Origin of the sequence: Aeromonas sp. (assembly GCF_050252055.1) — a bacterium.
GTDB classification, from domain to species: domain Bacteria; phylum Pseudomonadota; class Gammaproteobacteria; order Enterobacterales; family Aeromonadaceae; genus Aeromonas; species Aeromonas caviae.
The window spans coordinates 339310-357343 of the sequence record NZ_JBFWLQ010000002.1; the positions used below are offsets into that span (position 1 = coordinate 339310).

At 60.9% G+C, this 18034-nt stretch carries 19 protein-coding genes; 6 read left to right on the forward strand and 13 right to left on the reverse strand.

What is annotated here, in order from left to right:
* Positions 1-260: 260 nt before the first annotated feature.
* On the forward strand, positions 261-1130 hold the full coding sequence (locus AB7E19_RS05180) for a CvfB family protein (protein WP_042014378.1): 870 nt from the start codon (positions 261-263) through the stop codon (positions 1128-1130).
* Between the two features lies 1 nt (position 1131).
* Positions 1132-1443 (forward strand): DUF1289 domain-containing protein, encoded by a 312-nt coding sequence (locus AB7E19_RS05185; RefSeq protein ID WP_048207615.1) that lies wholly within the window; start codon positions 1132-1134, stop codon positions 1441-1443.
* 45 nt (positions 1444-1488) lie between these two features.
* Here AB7E19_RS05185 and AB7E19_RS05190 read toward each other — a convergent pair whose 3' ends face one another.
* The 6 genes from AB7E19_RS05190 to minC form a co-directional block, all read right to left on the reverse strand.
* Positions 1489-1812 (reverse strand): HI1450 family dsDNA-mimic protein, encoded by a 324-nt coding sequence (locus tag AB7E19_RS05190; RefSeq protein ID WP_010674643.1) that lies wholly within the window; start codon positions 1810-1812, stop codon positions 1489-1491.
* Between the two features lie 284 nt (positions 1813-2096).
* Positions 2097-2873: a monofunctional biosynthetic peptidoglycan transglycosylase gene (mtgA, locus tag AB7E19_RS05195; protein WP_410487966.1), complete on the reverse strand. Its 777-nt coding sequence runs from the start codon at positions 2871-2873 to the stop codon at positions 2097-2099.
* Positions 2858-3184: an HI1450 family dsDNA-mimic protein gene (locus AB7E19_RS05200; RefSeq protein ID WP_167825555.1), complete on the reverse strand. Its 327-nt coding sequence runs from the start codon at positions 3182-3184 to the stop codon at positions 2858-2860. Before AB7E19_RS05200 ends, mtgA begins: the two co-directional genes overlap by 16 nt.
* A 180-nt stretch (positions 3185-3364) precedes the next feature.
* Positions 3365-3634, reverse strand: coding sequence for a cell division topological specificity factor MinE (minE, locus tag AB7E19_RS05205; protein ID WP_010674646.1), 270 nt, complete (start codon positions 3632-3634; stop codon positions 3365-3367).
* Positions 3635-3636: 2 nt separating this feature from the next.
* On the reverse strand, positions 3637-4449 hold the full coding sequence (gene minD / locus AB7E19_RS05210; protein ID WP_010674647.1) for a septum site-determining protein MinD: 813 nt from the start codon (positions 4447-4449) through the stop codon (positions 3637-3639).
* 18 nt (positions 4450-4467) lie between these two features.
* Entirely contained in the window at positions 4468-5193 is a 726-nt protein-coding gene (gene minC, locus AB7E19_RS05215) for a septum site-determining protein MinC (RefSeq protein ID WP_039039101.1), read from the reverse strand.
* A 106-nt stretch (positions 5194-5299) separates the two neighbouring features.
* On the opposite strand from minC, the gene AB7E19_RS05220 reads away from it, so the two are divergent.
* Positions 5300-5578, forward strand: a complete 279-nt coding sequence (locus AB7E19_RS05220; protein ID WP_029314494.1) for a YcgL domain-containing protein — start codon at positions 5300-5302, stop codon at positions 5576-5578.
* Positions 5575-6537 carry a lytic murein transglycosylase gene (locus tag AB7E19_RS05225; RefSeq protein ID WP_010674650.1) on the forward strand — a complete coding sequence of 321 codons (963 nt, stop codon included), beginning with the start codon at positions 5575-5577 and terminating at the stop codon, positions 6535-6537. The genes AB7E19_RS05220 and AB7E19_RS05225 overlap by 4 nt, the downstream gene beginning before the upstream one ends.
* Positions 6538-6698: 161 nt before the next feature.
* Here AB7E19_RS05225 and AB7E19_RS05230 read toward each other — a convergent pair whose 3' ends face one another.
* From AB7E19_RS05230 to AB7E19_RS05240, 3 genes are all read right to left on the reverse strand, one after another.
* On the reverse strand, positions 6699-8069 hold the full coding sequence (locus AB7E19_RS05230) for an L-serine ammonia-lyase (RefSeq protein WP_266142441.1): 1371 nt from the start codon (positions 8067-8069) through the stop codon (positions 6699-6701).
* 284 nt (positions 8070-8353) lie between these two features.
* Positions 8354-9736, reverse strand: coding sequence for an L-serine ammonia-lyase (locus AB7E19_RS05235; RefSeq protein ID WP_010674652.1), 1383 nt, complete (start codon positions 9734-9736; stop codon positions 8354-8356).
* A 156-nt stretch (positions 9737-9892) separates the two neighbouring features.
* Entirely contained in the window at positions 9893-10177 is a 285-nt protein-coding gene (locus AB7E19_RS05240) for a pyrimidine/purine nucleoside phosphorylase (RefSeq protein WP_010674653.1), read from the reverse strand.
* A gap of 268 nt (positions 10178-10445) precedes the next feature.
* On the opposite strand from AB7E19_RS05240, the gene AB7E19_RS05245 reads away from it, so the two are divergent.
* Positions 10446-11690: a dicarboxylate/amino acid:cation symporter gene (locus AB7E19_RS05245; protein WP_041215213.1), complete on the forward strand. Its 1245-nt coding sequence runs from the start codon at positions 10446-10448 to the stop codon at positions 11688-11690.
* 108 nt (positions 11691-11798) lie between these two features.
* Here the strand turns inward: AB7E19_RS05245 and AB7E19_RS05250 are convergent, their stop codons facing one another.
* Positions 11799-12197, reverse strand: a complete 399-nt coding sequence (locus AB7E19_RS05250; RefSeq protein ID WP_010674655.1) for a MerR family transcriptional regulator — start codon at positions 12195-12197, stop codon at positions 11799-11801.
* Positions 12198-12329: 132 nt separating this feature from the next.
* Between AB7E19_RS05250 and AB7E19_RS05255 the strand changes: the two genes are divergently transcribed.
* Positions 12330-13496, forward strand: a complete 1167-nt coding sequence (locus AB7E19_RS05255) for a thiolase family protein (protein ID WP_427934704.1) — start codon at positions 12330-12332, stop codon at positions 13494-13496.
* Positions 13497-13557: 61 nt separating this feature from the next.
* Here AB7E19_RS05255 and AB7E19_RS05260 read toward each other — a convergent pair whose 3' ends face one another.
* The 3 genes from AB7E19_RS05260 to AB7E19_RS05270 all read right to left on the reverse strand — a co-directional run bounded on the left by AB7E19_RS05260 (position 13558) and on the right by AB7E19_RS05270 (position 17695).
* A complete protein-coding gene (locus tag AB7E19_RS05260; RefSeq protein ID WP_113070305.1) occupies positions 13558-14799 on the reverse strand; it encodes an EAL and HDOD domain-containing protein in 1242 nt (413 codons plus the stop codon).
* A gap of 116 nt (positions 14800-14915) precedes the next feature.
* Entirely contained in the window at positions 14916-16172 is a 1257-nt protein-coding gene (locus tag AB7E19_RS05265) for an outer membrane protein transport protein (RefSeq protein ID WP_427934705.1), read from the reverse strand.
* 251 nt (positions 16173-16423) lie between these two features.
* Positions 16424-17695, reverse strand: coding sequence for an outer membrane protein transport protein (locus AB7E19_RS05270; protein ID WP_039039109.1), 1272 nt, complete (start codon positions 17693-17695; stop codon positions 16424-16426).
* Positions 17696-18034: the final 339 nt, after the last annotated feature.

Consider the following 18034-nt stretch of genomic DNA (forward strand, 5'->3'; position numbering starts at 1 on the left):
CTGGATTTGACGGCCGCGAAGTCTACCTAAAAGTGGGGTTATTTGCAGCAAAGGGGGAATTGAATGCTGCTAATATCGTCAATCTGGCCGCCCGGGAGCGGGAAAAGAGGTCAGACACAGGGGGGAGGGGCTAGGTCCTGCTGCCGCTCTGGGGTAACATGCGCGCCTGCATGACATAAATCGGCCCCGTCCTCTCTCATCCGACGGAGGCGATGCACCTCTATATGACGGGTCTTCCATGAGATGGGCCCATCCGGATATTGAAAGAAGAGATCACCATGTTACAGATTGGCAAGATGAACACCCTGACCGTCGTCGAGATCGAGGAGCGCGGCGCCTGGCTGGCGGCGGGGGAATACGGCGAGCTGCTGCTGCCCAGGCGCCAGTTGCCGGAAGGCGTCGCCGAGGAGAGCGAGGTGTCCGTCTTCCTCTATCTGGATGCGGATTGCGAGCCGGTGATCACCACCGACAAGCCCTTCGCCATGGTGGGGGACATCGTCGGTCTCAAGGTGGTCAACGCCAACAAGATTGGTGCCTTCCTCGACTGGGGCATGAAAAAGGATCTCTTCGTACCAAGCCGCGAGCAGAACAAGCCGATGCAGGTAGGCCATGTCTATCTGGTGCACCTGATGCTGGACAACGAAGGGCGCATGGTCGGCACCAGCCGTCTGGAGCGCTTCCTGCGCATCGACCCTCCTTTCAAGAGCGGTGACGAGGTGACGGTGCTGCCGGGGGAGCACACCCCCCTTGGCATCAAGGCCGTGGTCAATGGCCAGTACGCCGGCATGCTGTTCAAGAACGAGGTGTTCGGCCGCGTGATGACGGGCCGACCGCTGACCGCCTGGGTCAAGCAGGTGCGCGAAGATGGCAAGCTGGACCTGACCCTGCAAAAGCCGGGGCTGGCCCGGATGGATGACGCCGGCGCACGCATTCTGCTGCGCCTGCAAAAGCAGGGGGGCAGCCTTGCGGTGGGAGACAAGAGCGATCCTGACGTCATCTACAAGATGTTCAGCATGAGCAAGGGCACCTTCAAGAAAGCGATCGGCGGCCTCTACAAGCAGGGCAAGATCGTCATCGAGGAGCACAGCATCCGCCTCGTGGGCTCCGACACGCCGGCAGGGGACGAATAAGGTGCCGAGTCCCTGCATCGGTGACTGCCGGGCCAAGGAGGGGCTCTGCCTCGGTTGTGGCCGCACCCTGACCGAGATAGGCCAGTGGTCCACCATGGACAGCGAGGCCCAGCTGGCCCGCATGGCCGAGCTCGATGGCTCGAAGAGCACCCATGCCTGCCCGGGCTGCGGCGAGCCGGCGTTCTGCGCCGTGTCGGCGGGGGAACCCATCGAGCGCTGCTGGTGCAGCCAGCTTCCCGCGTTGCCCATGAGCGATGCCAGCGCCTGCTGGTGTCGCCGCTGTCTGGCCAAGGCCATCGCGACACGCCCCTGACTCGGGCATCGCAAAAAACGAAAAAGGCGCCTGGGGCGCCTTTTCTTATGCCTGTTGCTGGCGGTGCCAGCGGATATGCACGTCGTGCTCGCTTTGATCCCGGGGGAGCAGGAAGGTGGCGTAGATCACCTCGAACTCGTCCTGATGATCCAGCAAGCCGACCCAGACCTCGGCCCAACGTGCCATGTCCACCGGCTCGCCGAGTTCGGTTGACCAGTCGGCATTGGGCAGGGTTGCCTCCACCGCGCCACGTTGCTCGAACTCGAGGGTGATGTCGACGATTTGTTCGGGGGCCAGCATGTCGGCGGCCTGCTCCAGAAACTGATCATAGGCCCACTCGACCAGCTGATCCGGGCTACGTTGTTCCATGAAATCACTCCAGATACGTCCAGGTTCGCCACTTTAACAAGTATTGGGATGGGCAGCCAGCCCGGGGGCGGTGACGCCGTGCTGTCAAATGGCGGGATCAGGGGATAAGGTTAACAGAGCCGCCAGCAGGGGCGGCGTGACGGGGCGGCCTGGCAAGATGAAGCGACGACAGTACAGAAGGCAGATCAAGCGGCGGCGCGAAACCTGGTGGTGGCACTATCTGCCCCTTCATCGGGAAACCGTCGGCGGCCATCTGGGGCCCGCCTCTGATCCGCAGGATGGCGTTACTCTGTGCCGTGGACCCGGTTCAGGGTGACTTGCCCGAGTTGACCCATCTGACGACGGATCCAGGCCGAGCGCTGTTGCACATAGGGTGAGGGGGGCTTGACCCGATAACGCCAGGGATTGGGCAGGGCGGCGGCGAGCAGGGAGGCCTCGTAGCGGGTGAGGCGTATCGCCGGTTTGCCGAAGTAGTGCCTGGCGGCCGCCTCGGCGCCATAGATGCCGGGTCCGAACTCCACGATGTTGAGATACACCTCGAGAATGCGGGACTTGTCCCAGCCCAGCTCCATCAGCAGGGTGAACCAGGCCTCTATCCCCTTGCGCAGGAAGCTGCGATCGCTCCACATGAAGAGGTTCTTGGCGGTCTGCTGGCTGAGGGTGCTGGCACCGCGCACCCGCCCGCTTTGCTGGTTGTGCCTGAGGGCCGAGCTGATGGCATCCATGTCAAAACCGTGATGTTCGGCAAAGCGCTGATCCTCGGCGGCGATCACCGCCAGTTGCAGCTCCCGGGAAATCTGCTCAAGCGGCACCCAGTCGTGCTTCACCTCGGCCACCTTGGCAGGGGGAAACAGGGCGCGTTCGAGGCGCCAGGTCCACATGGGGGGGTCGATGAAGCGCAGCAGCGCGACCGAGACGATGGTGCTCGCAAAGGCGGCCAGCAGCAGCTTGCCGAGCCAGCCCAGCAGTCGCCGTCTGTGCGAAGGCATCACGGGCGCGGGCCCGCCGTCCCAGTCATAGTGGCCAGGATCATCGGGATCCGGAATTATTGGGGCAGCCATTCGATGTGGCAGAACTTCTCGTCGACGCGGCGGGAGAGCAGCATGCGGGCAAACAGGTGCTCGTACTCTTCTTGTTCGTTGCCAAGACCGACCCAGATCTCGGCATAGTCGGCGTCGTTCACCTCAAACCCCACGTCGGCCGCCCAGTCGTCGGCGGGATCGGTCTCCGCCAGCAGGCCGCGGTCGTTGAACTCCTGATTGAAGCGGACGATTTCCTGCTCGGGCAAGTTGTCGGAGGCCAGCTCCATGAAGAGTTCGAGGGCGGTGTCGAGCAGTTCCTCGACGCTGTGCATTTCGTCATTCAAAGACATAAAAGCCGTGTTCCAGATAAGGGGGGAGGGAAAGTCCGTCGGCAGCGCCTCGGGGTGCGCGGTATTCTAGCTGGCCCTGATGCCCTTGGCGAGATGCCGGGACGCCAGGCATTAAAAAACCGGATCCTGGGAAAGGATCCGGTCTTCATTGGGGGAAGGGGTCGCGCATGGTGCGTCAGCTCATCCCTTCTTCTGGTCGTCGGCGAAGGTGATGTTGAGCTCCAGCACCGACAATTCGTCACTCTTCTGATCAAGCTGGACGGTGATCTTGTCCGGGTCGATCTGCACGTATTTGCGGATCACGTCGAGGATGTCCTGCTTGAGCTGGGGCAGGTAATCCGGCCCCCCTCTGGATGAACGCTCGTGAGCCACGATGATCTGCAACCGCTCTTTGGCCAGTTGTGCGGTGTTCTGTTTCTTGTTGGAACGAAAATAATCCAATAATGACATGCTTAACTCCCGAACAGTCGGCTAAAGAAGCCCTTCTTCTCTTCTTCCAGAAAACGGAAATCCTTGGTGTCACCCAGCAGACGGGCGACGGCGTCCTCGTAGGCCTGACCGGCATCGGACTCCTTGTCCAGAATGACCGGCTCGCCGGAGTTGGAGGCGCGCAGCACCGCCTGGGACTCCGGGATCACCCCGAGCAGTTTGATGGCCAGGATCTCCTGTACGTCCTGCACGCTCAGCATGTCGCCGCGGTTGACGCGGGTCGGGCAGTAGCGGGTCAGCAGCAGGTGCTCCTTGATGGGATCCTCACCGCGCTCGGCACGGCGGGACTTGGAGGCCAGGATACCGAGGATGCGATCCGAGTCACGCACGGAAGAGACTTCCGGGTTGGTGGTGACGATGGCCTCGTCGGCGAAATAGAGCGCCATCAGGGCGCCGGATTCGATACCGGCGGGGGAGTCGCAGACGATGTAGTCAAACTGCATCTCCGCCAGCTGATCCAGGATCTTCTCCACCCCTTCACGGGTCAGGGCATCCTTGTCCCGGGTCTGGGAGGCGGGCAGGATGAACAGGTTTTCGCAACGCTTGTCCTTGATGAGGGCCTGGTTGAGGTTGGCTTCCCCGTTGATGACGTTGACGAAGTCATAGACCACGCGCCGCTCGCAACCCATGATGAGGTCCAGGTTTCTCAGACCAATGTCAAAATCGATGACCACGGTCTTGTGGCCACGCTGGGCCAGACCGGTGCTCAGTGCCGCGCTGGTTGTCGTCTTGCCAACGCCACCCTTGCCCGATGTAACGACTATGATTCGCGCCATTCTCGCTTCCTTGTAACTCTATTTGATTCGGTCTATACGAAGTTGTTCATTGTCGAGCCGGATATGGACCGGCTCTTGTATCACGCCTGCAGGCAATGCATCGCTGAGCTGGAAGGTGCCCGCGATGGAGAGCAGCTCGGCCTGCAATTGCTGGCAATAAATGCGGGCCTTGGGATTGCCCTTGGCCCCTGCGATGGCTCGGCCACGCAGGGCACCATAAACATGGATGCTGTCATCGGCGATGACTTCGGCGCCAGGGCTCACCGAGCCCAGCACCACCAGCGAGGTGCCGGCTGCATAGATCTGCTGACCGGAGCGCACCGGGCCCACGTGGACCTTGCTTGCCTCCACGGGCGCTGGCACCGGAGGAACCGGTGCGGCCTCCACTGGCTTGGGCTCAGGCACTGGCGGCGTCGGCTCAGGTTCTGCCTTGCGGCTCTTGCCTGACACCATGACGGCGAGGCCTGCCGCCTTGGCGGCCGTCTTCATCGCCTCGTCCCGCGCCCCCGTGATCCCGACCAGCACGAAGTCTTCCGACTCGACCAGCTCCCTGAGCTGTTCGAAATCGGGGATCGCCTCGAGGCGTTCCACATTGAGGACGAGGGGGGCACAATTAAAAAACTGGGGGGCCTGCGCGACCTTGGCCTCCAGCAGTTGTCGGATCCGGGCCGGATTGCCATCGCTGAGATGCAACACAGAAATAGTGAAGGTGGTCCCTTTCAATTCGTTATCGCGTTCAACCATGAATCTTCCCCGAACCGAGACGGTAATACGTTATTGTTATTCAATTCCTGATGTTATAGTTTGCCACCACCAGAGGCAATAAACCCGTCGGATTATATCAATTTCCATGTTGTGTGCAGTCTATAAAAGTCGCAAAAAAGCCGAGACCTATCTCTTTATTGAACGAAGAGAGGACTTTTCCCGCGTTCCCGAGGTGCTGATGAGTACCTTCGGGCGTCCCGAACTGGTCCTGATGACCAAACTGGACCCGGCCAAGCCCCTGGGGCTGGCCTCCACGGAGCGGGTGATGGCCGCCCTGAAGAGCCAGGGCTTTTATCTGCAGGTGCCACCGCCACCGGAAAACCTGCTGGAGCAGCACAAGGCGCAATTAAAGGGCGCACGATGAGGGCGGGGCGGCTGGCACTGCTGTTGTCAGGCGCCCTGTCGGGATCGCCGGTGCAGGCTGGCCCCGATTTTGACCAGTACGTGGCGAGCCTCAAAGAGCAGGCGCTGGCGGCGGGCATGTTGCCCGAGACGGTGAGTGCGGCCTTTGCGGATGTACATCTTGTCGATGCCGCCATCAGGCACGACAAAAATCAGCCGGAATTCAAACTGACCCTGGACACATATATTCCCCGGGCGGTGCCGGAATGGAAAGTCAAGCAAGCCCAAACCTTATATCGCCAGCATTTGCCGCTGCTCACAAAAATAGGCCGGGAATATGGGGTACAGCCCCGCTTTATTGTTGCCTTGTGGGGAATTGAAACCAATTTCGGCAAAATAACCGGCCATTATCCCCTTATCTCTTCTCTCTCGACCCTGGCCTGGGACGGTCGCCGTGAAGCCTTCTTCAAAGGCGAGTTGTTCGATGCCCTGCGCATTCTGGAGCAGGGACATGTGAACCCCGCCAACTTCAAGGGATCCTGGGCGGGGGCCATGGGACAGGTGCAGTTCATGCCCTCGTCATTCCTGCGATACGCGGTGGATCAGGACGGGGACGGCAAGAAGGATCTCTGGGGCAATCTCGCGGATGTATTTGGATCGGCTGCCAATTATCTGAGCCAGAACGGCTGGCGCGAAGACCAGACCTGGGGACGGCGGGTGAGGGTGCCAGAACGCCTGGACCCCGCCTTGCTGGGGCTTGATACCCGCAAGTCCCTGGCGACCTGGCAGGCCCTCGGGGTTCGCCAGCAGGACGGCTCACCTCTGCCTGCGGTCGACATGCAGGCCTCCCTCATCCGCCCCGACGATATTCACGGGCGAAGCTACCTTGCCTATGACAATTACCGGGTACTGCGTCACTGGAATCGCTCCCCCTATTTCGTGGTGGCCGTCGGCACCCTGGCCGATCGCATCGTGAAATAGCTCTCCCCCGTTCTCCTGTCACGGCGAACGGGTGGAGGTGATATGCCCGTCTCTTTTTATCCCTTGTCGGCCTCCCTTTATCCACGAACGCTGCCCTTTAAATCGCGACCAAAAAAAAGCGGGAATATATCCCGCTTTTTTCATGTCATCGCGATCCGGCGTTAGTCGCAGGCGACCTGCATCACCTTGATGGCCAGGCCACCACGGGAGGTCTCGCGGTACTTGGAGTCCATGTCCTTGCCGGTGATGTACATGGTCTCGATCACCTTGTCCAGCGACACGCGCGGCTTGGAGGTGCGACGCAGGGCCATGCGGGAGGCGTTGACCGCCTTCATGGCGGCGATGGCGTTGCGCTCGATGCAGGGTACCTGTACCTGGCCGGCCACCGGGTCGCAGGTCAGACCCAGGTTGTGTTCCATGCCGATCTCGGCGGCTTCACAGACGTGCTCGGGGCTGCCGCCCATCAGCTCGGTCAGGCCGGCGGCGGCCATGGAGCAGGAGACGCCCACTTCACCCTGGCAGCCCACTTCGGCGCCGGAGATGGACGCGTTCATCTTGTAGAGCATGCCGACGGCGGCAGCGGCCAGATAGAAGCGGGTGTACTCGTCGCGGCCCACCGGCTGGATGAACTTGTCGTAGTAGGCCAGCACGGCCGGGATGATGCCGGCTGCGCCGTTGGTCGGCGCGGTGACAACGCGGCCCCCGGCGGCGTTCTCTTCACTCACCGCCAGGGCGAACATGTTGACCCAGTCAACGATGTTCATGGGATCGTTGGAGAGGTTCTCGTTGGTGGTCAGCTGGCGGTAGAGCGGCGCGGCGCGGCGCGGTACGCGCAGCGGGCCGGAGAGGACGCCCTCGGTGCGGCAGCCGCGCTCGATCCCTTCCCGCATGGTGGTCCAGATCTTGCCAAGCTTCTTGTAGATCTCTTCCGGGGTGTTGAAGCACTTCTCGTTTTCCATCATCAGGGCGGAGATGGAGAGACCGCTCTGGCTGCAGTGGGCGATGAGCTCGGCGGCACTCTTGAAGGGATAGCTGACGGACATGTCGCCGCTGTCACCCTTGCCAAAGTTCTCTTCGTCGACGATGAAGCCACCGCCGATGGAGTAGTAGGTCTTGCTGTAGACGGTGTCATCTTCGATGAAGGCAGTCAGCCTCATGCCGTTTTCGTGCAGGGGCAGGGCCTCGTCATGGAAGATCATGGCGCCCTTGGGGAAGCTGACGGTGTGGCAGTGCAGGCCGATGGGCAGACGACCGGTCTGCTCCACGCGGGAGATGAATTCGGGGATGGCGTCGATGTCGACGTTCTCCGGCAGGTTGCCCGCCAGACCCATGATGATGGCGGTATCCGTGTGGTGGCCTTTGCCGGTCCAGGAGAGGGAGCCATAGACATCGACCTGGATCCGGGTGATGTCACGGATCTTGCCGCCAGCACGCAGTTCATCCACGAACTGTTTGGCTGCCTTCATGGGGCCGACAGTGTGGGAAGAGGAGGGGCCAACACCGATTTTGAAGATATCAAAAACGCTGATCATGTAACAATTACCTCAGGGTAGAAGGGGGCGCCATGCCCACTCGCAGAAAAGGGATCCATGGGACGGGTCTGTCGTCACAAAGGCCAGGGAACCGGATAACCACAGTGTAACGGTTCAATGCCTAAAAAAAGTTGAAACAGATCTATTTTTGTTGAATTCGTGGCGCGAGTATAAAATTTATTTTGATGGTTATCCATTTTGTTAAGCGCCAGACAAACGTTTTGCAAAAAAATACCCGGCGATGCCGGGTATTCGAGTGCCATATGCGGCTTTATCACAGAGGCTTAACACTCGGTGATGTTGACGGCAAGGCCGCCCCGGGCGGTCTCCTTGTACTTGGTCTTCATGTCGTTGCCGGTTTCCCACATGGTTCTGATCACCTTGTCCAGCGACACCTTGTGCTCGCCGGTGCCACGCAGGGCGAGGCGGGCAGCATTGATCGCCTTGACCGCGCCCATGGCGTTGCGCTCGATGCAGGGCACCTGCACCAGACCACCGACGGGATCACAGGTCAGCCCGAGATTGTGCTCCATGCCGATTTCGGCGGCGTTCTCGACGATGGCGGGGCTGGCGCCCAGCAGCTCGGCCAGGGCACCAGCGGCCATGGAGCAGGCCACGCCGACCTCGCCCTGACAGCCCACCTCGGCCCCCGAGAGGGAGGCATTCTTCTTGTAGAGGATGCCGATGGCGGCGGCGGTGAGGAAGTACTGCATCAGCAGCTCGTCATCCACCTTGCGCACGAAGCGATCGTAATAGTGCAACACCGCGGGGATGATGCCGGCGGCGCCGTTGGTCGGCGCCGTCACCACGCGGCCCCCGGCGGCGTTCTCCTCGTTGACGGCCAGCGCAAAGAGATCCACCCACTCCATCACCATCAGCGGATCCTTGTTGAAATTGGTCTCGCCACAGAGCTGGCGATAGAGGGCGGGAGCCCGGCGCTTGACCTTGAGACCGCCTGGCAGCACCCCCTCGCTCTTGCAGCCACGCTCCACACACCCCTGCATCGCCTGCCAGATCTTGCGAAGCCCGGCCTTGATCTCCGCTTCCGAGCGAAACACCTTCTCGTTGGCCAGCATCAGCCCCGAGATGGAGAGGCCGCTCTCCTGGCACTGGGCCAGCAGTTCGGCGCCGCTCTCGAAGGGATAGGGGATGGGGTGGGCGGCATCGAAACGGGCCGCCTCTTCCCGGGCGTTGGCGAAGTGACTCTCCTCGATGATGAAACCGCCCCCGATGGAGTAGTAGGTCTGCTCGAACACAAGGGTGTCACCCTCATAGGCGCGCAGTGTCATGCCGTTGGAGTGGGCGGGAAGGGTCTTGCGCCGGTTGAAGAGGATGGCGCCGATGCGGGGAAATTCGCTGGGTTGCTCGCCGCCAAGGCAGAGGGTCTGGGTCTGCTCTACCTGGGCGAGGAAGGCGGGAATGGCCTCAATGTCCACGGATTCGGGTTCAAATCCGGCCAATCCCAGGATGATGGCCTTGCCGGTGCCGTGCCCCTTGCCGGTCTGGCCCAGTGAGCCGTAGCACTCGACGACGACGCGTCCGGTACGGGAGAGGAGTGCGTTCGCTTTGAGGGTCTGGATGAAGGCGCAGGCGGCCCGCATCGGTCCCACGGTATGGGAGGAGGAGGGGCCTATCCCGATGGAAAACATGTCGAAGACACTGATCATGACGTACTCCAATTATGGATTTCGTCTAAACATTGTAAATTTTTTGTAGTCGTTGAAAAGGGGGGAGATAGCGGGGTGTGATGGCGGTAGGGAAATGGGCGCGGGAGAGACGCGCCATGGGGGAACCGCTCGGCATCCCATGGCGCCCGTGATACATCAGTCGAGGAACTCGCACAGATAGGCGGAGGCGATCTTCACTTCCAGCTTGAAGGAGGAGTGACCGGCCACGTCGAAGGATTCCCCCTGCTGGTAGGTGTGCCACTCATCTTCGTCGGCCAGCTGGATGGTGAGGGCGCCCTTGATCACCGTCATGCGCTCCGGGGCGGCGGTATTGAACAGGTACTCGCCCGCTTCCATCACACCAACGGTAGCTTTCTCGCCTTTTTGCTCGAAACCGATGGATTTAACATTTCCGTCAAAATATTCGTTAACTTTCAGCATCTTTTCTTCCCTGTATGCACGTTTGCAGAGCCAACGTAGCACACTGTTTTGGATGTTGTCATGGTAAAAGGAGCAAAAACAGCCGTGTCTCTTTTGAGGCTTTACTTTCTCATAAAGTTATCAATGCATTTCGTTAACGGATTCTGATGTAAAACGGGGCGCAAATATGAGATAAAGCGCACCGCCAGAGCAATGGAGAGGATTTGACGCTCTGGGTGGTCATTTACGCTGTAAAAGTGTGAGTAATTGCTAAATAAAGGAACATTCTGTGTTAACAAAAGGATTAATCAAAAACATCGGCTTCCAGGTAGTGGTGGCCATGGTGCTGGGCGCGCTGGTCGGGGCGCTCATGGGAGAGCAAGCCACGGTGTTTGCGCCGCTCGGCACCCTGTTTATCCAGCTGATCAAGATGCTGGTGATCCCGCTGGTGGCGGTGGCCATCCTGTCCGGGGCCGCCAACCTGGGGGCCAGCCCCGCTGCTGGCAAGATTGGCGTCACCACGCTCGCCTTCTTCCTCGGCACCTCCGCACTGGCGGTGTTCCTGGCGCTGGTGATGGGTCAGGTGTTCAAACCTGGTGTGGGCGTTGACTTTGGCGCCACTGCGGCCATGTTCTCCGGCGACTACGCCGACAAGGGTGCACTGCCCGATGCGGTGGCCACCCTGCTTGGCATGATCCCGACCAACGTGTTCAGCGCCTTGAACGAGGCCAACATCCTGCAGATCCTGGTGTTCTGCATGTTCCTCGGCATCGCCCTGGCCAAGCAGCCCCGTGAGCGCGCCAAGCCGCTGGTAGACGGGCTCAACACCCTGGTGGACGCTTTCGTCTGGATGATCAACAAGGTGATGCTGATCGCCCCCATCGGCGTCTTCGGCCTGATGGCCGACGCCATCGGCACCTACGGCTTCGACGTGCTGACTCTGGTGCTCAAGCTGTTCGTCGTCTATGTCGCCGCCATCCTCATCTTCGGCTTTGTGGTCTATCCGCTGCTGATCGCGTTCTTCTCCAACACGCCGGTACGCAAGTACTTCTCCGCGATGAAGAAACCGCAGATCGTGGCCTTCTCCACCGCCTCTTCCATGGCGACCCTGCCGGTCAACATGGAGACCTGCGAGCGCGATCTGAAGGTGACCAACGCCACCGCTTCCTTCGTGCTGCCGCTGGGCGCCACCATCAATATGAGCGGCAATGCCATCTATTACGGCCTGGTCGCCATCTTCTTCGCCCAGGTCTACAACATCGATCTCTCCATGGGAGCCTGGGCGGCGATCATCGTCACCTCCACCCTGGGTGCCATCGGTCAGGCCGGTGTGCCGGGCCCGAGCTTCCTGGTGGTTGCCGTGCTGCTGGCGGCCGGGATTCCCATCGAGGGTCTGCCGCTGCTGTTCGCGCTGGATCGTCTGTTCGACATGATCCGCACCGCGCTCAACATCACCGGCGATGCGGCCTGCGCCATCATTGTCGATCGCTACAGCCCGGATTACGATCCGAACCGCTGGAGCAAGGAGGCCTGATATCGGGTCATCCACCGTGCATGACAAGAGGGAGGCTTCAGGCCTCCCTCTTTCATTTGTGTCTATTTGCTGGCGGTGATCCCCGCTTGCCTCGCCCGTCTGCGTGACTCAGGGAGAGAGGTGGGCCAGGGCCTGGCGGCAGCGCTGTTCGGCCGCCTCCAGCTCCAGCAGGACCATCTGGATATCTTCCAGCTGCTGCTGCAGGGTCTCCCGCTTGTCGGCCACCAGCCCCAGCATGGTCTGCAACTGGGAGCGGCTGCTCTTGTCCGCATCGTAGAGATCGAACAGCTCCCGGATCTCTGCGAGGCTGAAGCCCAGACGTTTGCCGCGCAGGGTCAGCTTGAGCCGCACCCTGTCCTGACGGCTGTAGATCCTGTGCTGTCCCTGGCGGGTCGGGTTGAGCAGGCCCTGATCCTCGTAGAAGCGAATGCTGCGGGTGGTCACATCGAACTCGCGAGCCAGTTCGCTGATGCTGAAGGTGCGGGTGTCGTCCCTGGATTTGGTCATGGGGCTGTCTTGGCTGCCATCTGGTTGTCAATGCAGGCTGGCACCTTACCCAAACGTCAACTTCCCCGCAAGTCTTGTTCCCGTCGCGGTCGCGGCATATGTTATCCCGATGTAACAAGGAGAGTGCTATCGATGGATATCGTGATTGTGGCGGCCAAACGTACCCCCATGGGGGCCTTCCAGGGGGCCCTGAGCGTGCTCGGTGCCCCCGAGCTTGGCGCCTGCGCCATCCACGCCGCGCTGGCGCAGGCCGGGATGACGGGGGAGCAGGTCAATGAGGTCTATATGGGCAACGTGCTGAGCGCAGGGGTCGGCCAGGCGCCAGCCCGCCAGGCAGCGCTCAAGGGGGGGCTGCCGGACAGCGTGCCCTGTACCACCATCAACAAGGTGTGCGGCTCCGGCATGAAGGCGGTGATGCTGGCGGCGGACAGCCTGCGCCTGGGGGAGGCCGAGGTCGTGGTGGCGGGGGGCATGGAGAGCATGAGCCGCGCCCCCTATCTGCTGGACAAGGCGCGCAGCGGTTTTCGCATGGGGCACCAGAGCGTGCTCGATCACATGTTCCTGGACGGCTTGCAGGATGCCTACGAAGGCCATCTGATGGGTCATTACGCCCAGTTGAGCGCCGATCGCAGCGGACTGACCCGGGCCGACATGGATGCCTTTGCCATCGCCTCCCTGGAGCGGGCGCTGACGGCGCAGCGCAGCGGTGCCTTTGCCGCGGAACTGGCTCCCGTCATGACCTCTGAGGATACCCTGCTGCTGGCCGAGGATGAGCAACCGGGCAAAGCCAGGCCCGACAAGATCCCCGGCCTCAAGCCGGCCTTCAGCAAGCACGGCACCATCACGGCGGCCAATGCAAGCTCCATCTCGGACGGGGCGGCAGCCCTGGTGTTGATGCGGGGCGAGACCGCTGCCCGGCTCGGATTGCCGGTGCTGGCCAGGGTAGTGGGTTACCAGAGTCACGCCGCCCTGCCGGCGGAGTTTACCAGTGCCCCCGTCGGCGCCATTGACAAGTTGCTGGCCCGGGTGGGCTGGTCGGTGGAGGAGGTGGACCTGTTCGAGGTGAACGAGGCATTCGCCATGGTGAGCATGCTGGCCATGGCAGGGTGCGGCATTCCCCATCACAAGTTGAACGTGAACGGCGGGGCCTGTGCGCTGGGGCACCCTCTTGGCGCCAGTGGCGCCCGCATCCTGGTGACCCTGATCCATGCCCTGCGTGCCCGCGGCCTCAGACGAGGGGTGGCGAGCCTGTGCATCGGGGGAGGGGAGGCAACGGCCATCGCCATCGAGGCAGGCTGAATGCGTGGGTGAGAGTGCAGCGGGTTGATGGAATGACAACGTCCCTTCAAGAGGGAAGTTGTCATGTCTGGCGGGAGTGGACCGGTTGCTCTTCCATGGCCTGAAGCTGCTGGTTGACCCAGGCGGTGGCGCTCAGATAGAGGTGGCTGACCTTCTCTTCGTTGAGGCCGAGCCGGACGGTGTTGGCGGCAACCCGCTGCCAGTCGGCTTTCTCGAAATCTTCACAGAACGCCAGGTAGAACCCGAGCTTGCCCTTGCGGGTGAGCAGGGCGGCACGAATGTCGTCGGTCAGGGGAATGGAGCCGAGCAGCTGATCCAGCGGTTCTCCCATGAGCACGTCCAGCAGGGAGAAGAGGCCGGTGACAAAGGCTTGCTGTGCCTGCTCTGCGGGCGCATGGGTCTGGGCCAGCAGTTCGCAGAACCGGGCTCTGATGAGGGACATCTGATGGAGCTCGGCGCTCTTTTCACTCCCCGCACTGGTGGCGGCGATCAGGGCGACGAAGCGCTTGAGCTGGGCGTGCCCCAGGGAACTTGCGGCCTGGCGAAACGAGGCGATGGGCTGGGGGAAACGCTTGAGGTGGTTGATGTAGCGCAGCAGCTTGAGGGAGAGGGTGAGATCCTGGTTGAGCAGTTGCTCAATCTTGTCCAGGTCCGGTTCGGTCTGATTGACCACCTCGAGCAGCTGCATCACCACCAGCTGGGCCGGCGGTATGGTGGGCTGTTGCACCATCTGGGGGCGGCTGAAGAAAAATCCCTGGAACAGGGTGACGCCGAGCTGCTTCATCCGCTCGAACTCGGCCTGATCCTCGACTTTCTCGGCCAGATAGGTGAGGGGCAGGTGGCGATGATTCGCCATGAAGTGCTCGATGCAGGGTTGCGGCGTGCTGCGCAGGTCGAACTTGATGATATGGATGTAGGGGAGGAACCTGTCCCAGTCTGAGACCATGGTGAAGTCATCCAGCGCCAACCGATAGCCCAGCCCATAGAGCTGGATCACTTTTTCCAGCAGCGCATCGTCGGGCTCGGCATCCTCCAGGATCTCGATCACCACCTTGTCACGGGGGAGGCATTCGGCCAATCCATCCAGCAACAGGGAGTGGGGGAAATTGATGTAGCAGGGGTGATCTCCGATGAGATGATCGATGTTCTGCTGCAAGAACTGCTCGGCAACCAGCCTGGAAGTGGCCTGCTGTGCGGAGACGGAGGGAAATACATTGTCCAGGCTGTCGCGAAACAGCAGCTCATAGGCTTGGGTGTTCAACTCCCGATCCAGAATGGGCTGCCTTGCTACATAGGAATACATGCATCTCTCCACCATGGTTACAGGCTTGATTCTATGGTGAAGCGGATCACTATGCCAGTGCCGACCGGTCGGGAAGGTCAACAACTGGCATACTATTTGTCAGGAAACCCGGAGTGTCAGAACAGGTAGTTGAGCTGCAGGCCGGCGAGCCAGGCATCCCCTTCCGAGGTGCCATTGAAGGTGGAGGTGGTCTGGGGGATGCCGGGCCTGAGCTGCATGGTTTCGCTCACGTCCACCTTCTTGCCGTCGATCAGGGTCAGCCCCAGATCCAGCGAGAGGTGGCGGTCAATCTGGTAGCCCACGCCAGCGCTGTACCAGACCCGATCCGAGTCGGGGATGGAGATGGTGCGGCGATCCGCCGGGACCGGGCTGCGGTCGTAGGCGATACCGGAGCGCAGTTGCCACTGGGGGGCCAGCTGGTAGGTCATCCCCAGCGCATAGCGCCAACTGTCTTCCCAGTGCTCCTCCTTGATGTGCATGGTGCCGTGGTGGTCGAGTTCGGATTCGAGCTGCACGAACTTGCTCCAGTTGGTCCAGTTGATGCTCGAATGCAGCGCCAGGGCCGGGGTGAGCTGATGGAACAGGGCCAGCTCGGCGGTGGCGGGCAAGGGCAGATCCAGGCTGCCGGTATCGGTGAAGGGCTGGCCCCTTTGATCGATGCCGATGGCGTCACCGGAGAGGGTCAGGGTTACGTCGTGGCGATAGGAGAGACCGATGCGGGTTGCCTGCGACAACTCAAGCAGGGTACCCAGGTTCCAGCCCATGGCCCAGCCATCCCCTTTCAGGTGCTTGGCTATCTGGTTGTTGGAGGGGAAAGTGCCGCCCACTTCCCCTTCCCCCTGAATGGCGGAGAGACCTGCCCCGACGGACCAGATGCGGCTGATGCGATAGGCCAGGGAGGCCCCCAGATCCACTGTCTTGATGTCGGAGACGTTGCCGAAGTGACCGGCGTTGTAGTTGTCCGGCATCTTGACCCCGAGTCCGTAATAGGAGGTGGCGGCAAGCCCGAGGCGCCATTGCTCGCTGAGGGGCACGATGAGATAGGCGTTGGGTACCCAGGCGTCACCCGCAATGTCGTGGGCTCCGGCATCCAGACTGACCGGCCCCTGGGGGGTAGGCACCCGGGTGGTGCCCTCGATGTTGACGTCGGGGTGCACATGGATGACGCCGCCGGAGAAGGCCAGAGTATCGAATCGGGTCATGGCGGCGGCATTGCGGGAGAGCACGCTGGCATTGTCGGCGATGGCGGCTTCACCCGCGAAGGCACGCCCCATGCCGGTGGCGGATTGCTCCGCGAGCTGGAAGCCGGCAGCCTGCACCTGGCTCGACAGCAGCAAGAGGGCTATGAGGGAGGGTTTGAACGTCGGATGCATGGTCTTTCCTCGGGATGAACTGGGTGTTCATTCTGTTATTCGGTTGGGGCCGGGATTTTATATGGTATGACCAGCAAGGCAACGGGGAGAGGGGAACGTGCGGCAAAACGGGATTAAATGCTGAAAGAAATCCCCATAACAGCTTGATAAAAAAAGAAAAGAGTACAGTTGTTTACTACAACTGTGCGCTCAGTTGGCGAAATTGGATAAAAAAAGAGCGCCCTGGGGCGCTCTTGATGATGACATGAAAATCAGAATTTCATGTTGAACTGGGCGGAAGCCAGCAGGGCGTTGCCGTGAGAGGTGCCCTTCCAGCGCAGCGCATCGCTGTGGTTGCGCAGGCCTTCGTTCACGTCCACTTCCTTGCCGTCCAGATAGGCCATGCCGAAGTCGAGGCTCATGTCCGGATTGATGTGGTAGGTGGCACCGGCGCTGTACCAGATACGGTCGGAGTCAGGAATGCTCAGGCTACGGTATTCCGGCTCGATGGGGCTGTTGTCGTAGGCGAAGCCGATACGGGCTTCCCAGGACGGGTTGACGTACCAGGTACCGCCCAGGGCGTAACGGGCAGAGTCCTTGAACTTCTCGTCTTTTTGCAGGCACACGCCGCCGGCGCAGTTGCTGCTGGTGGCCTTGAGCTCCTGGAAGGCGCTCCAGTCGGTCCAGTTCACGGAGTAGTGGACAGCGAATTGCTGGTTCAGGCGGTGGTAGCCTGCAAATTCGGCCTGGGCCGGCAGATCCAGCTTCAGGTTGCCATCGACGACGCGGTTGCCGGAGGTGGCACCCTGGAAGTCGCCGTCAAAGCTCAAGTCCACCTGGGAGCGGTAGGTCAGGGCGAGGCGGTTGTTTTCGTTGATCTCGTACAGGGTGCCGACGTTCCAGCCAAAGCCCCAGGTGTCGCCCTTCAGGTGAGCCAGACGGGTATCGGAGTTGGCACCCGGAATGGCAGCGGAGAGCGCACCGGCATAACGGTTCAGCTCGGCGGCGGCGTAGACGGCATTGATGCCGGCGCCGACGCTGAAGCTGGAGTTGATGCGATAGGCGATGTTGGGGTTGATGTTGAAGGTCAGCAGCTCGGTGTCACCGGCGCCGGCACCGGCCGCGAAGGTCTTGGAATATTCGGTGGAGAGGCCGTAGTTGGAGAAGAGGCCGATCCCCCAGGCCCACTGATCGTTCAGGGGCTGGATGAAGTAGGTGGCCGGCACGAAGGCATCGGGGGCGATGTCGCTCTCGCTGGACGGAGCCAGCTTGGTTGGGCCGGCATAGATGTCGCCAGCCACGTCCACGTCGGGCTTGATATAGGTGCCGGATACAGACAGTGCCATCTTGTCGAAGGTGGTCATGGCCGCCGGGTTGCGGGACAGCACGGCCGCGTTGTCGGCGATGGCTGCTTCACCTGCGTAGGCGCGCCCCAGACCGGAGGCAGAGTGCTCGTTCAGCTGGAACGCAGCGGCGAAGGTCTGGGTGCTGGCCAGGGTCACGGCCGCAGCGATCAGGCTTTTCTTGAAAAAGGCAGTTGTCATAGTGTTCTCTCTTTGTAAGCAGATTTTCTGTCGACATCGCGGCTCTTTGGCGGCTATTGACGACATGATCTGTTGTTATGTCAGCTTCTTCCCATTCATTGCTGGCGTGATTCTATGGATCTGGTAGGAGGTAAGAAATCAGACCAGTGACAGCAGAATACATAAAAGTTTCCATTGTGTTAATCATTTGTTTTGACTTGCCGTTTTATTAGGCTGATTTATCTATTATTGGATGAATAAAGCACAAATGGTGCCGTTTGCGTCATTTAAAATAAATGGTAGAAATGTGACTTCGCGCAGGCAATAGGCGGGAACATGCGGGGATGTGGGGATGAACAG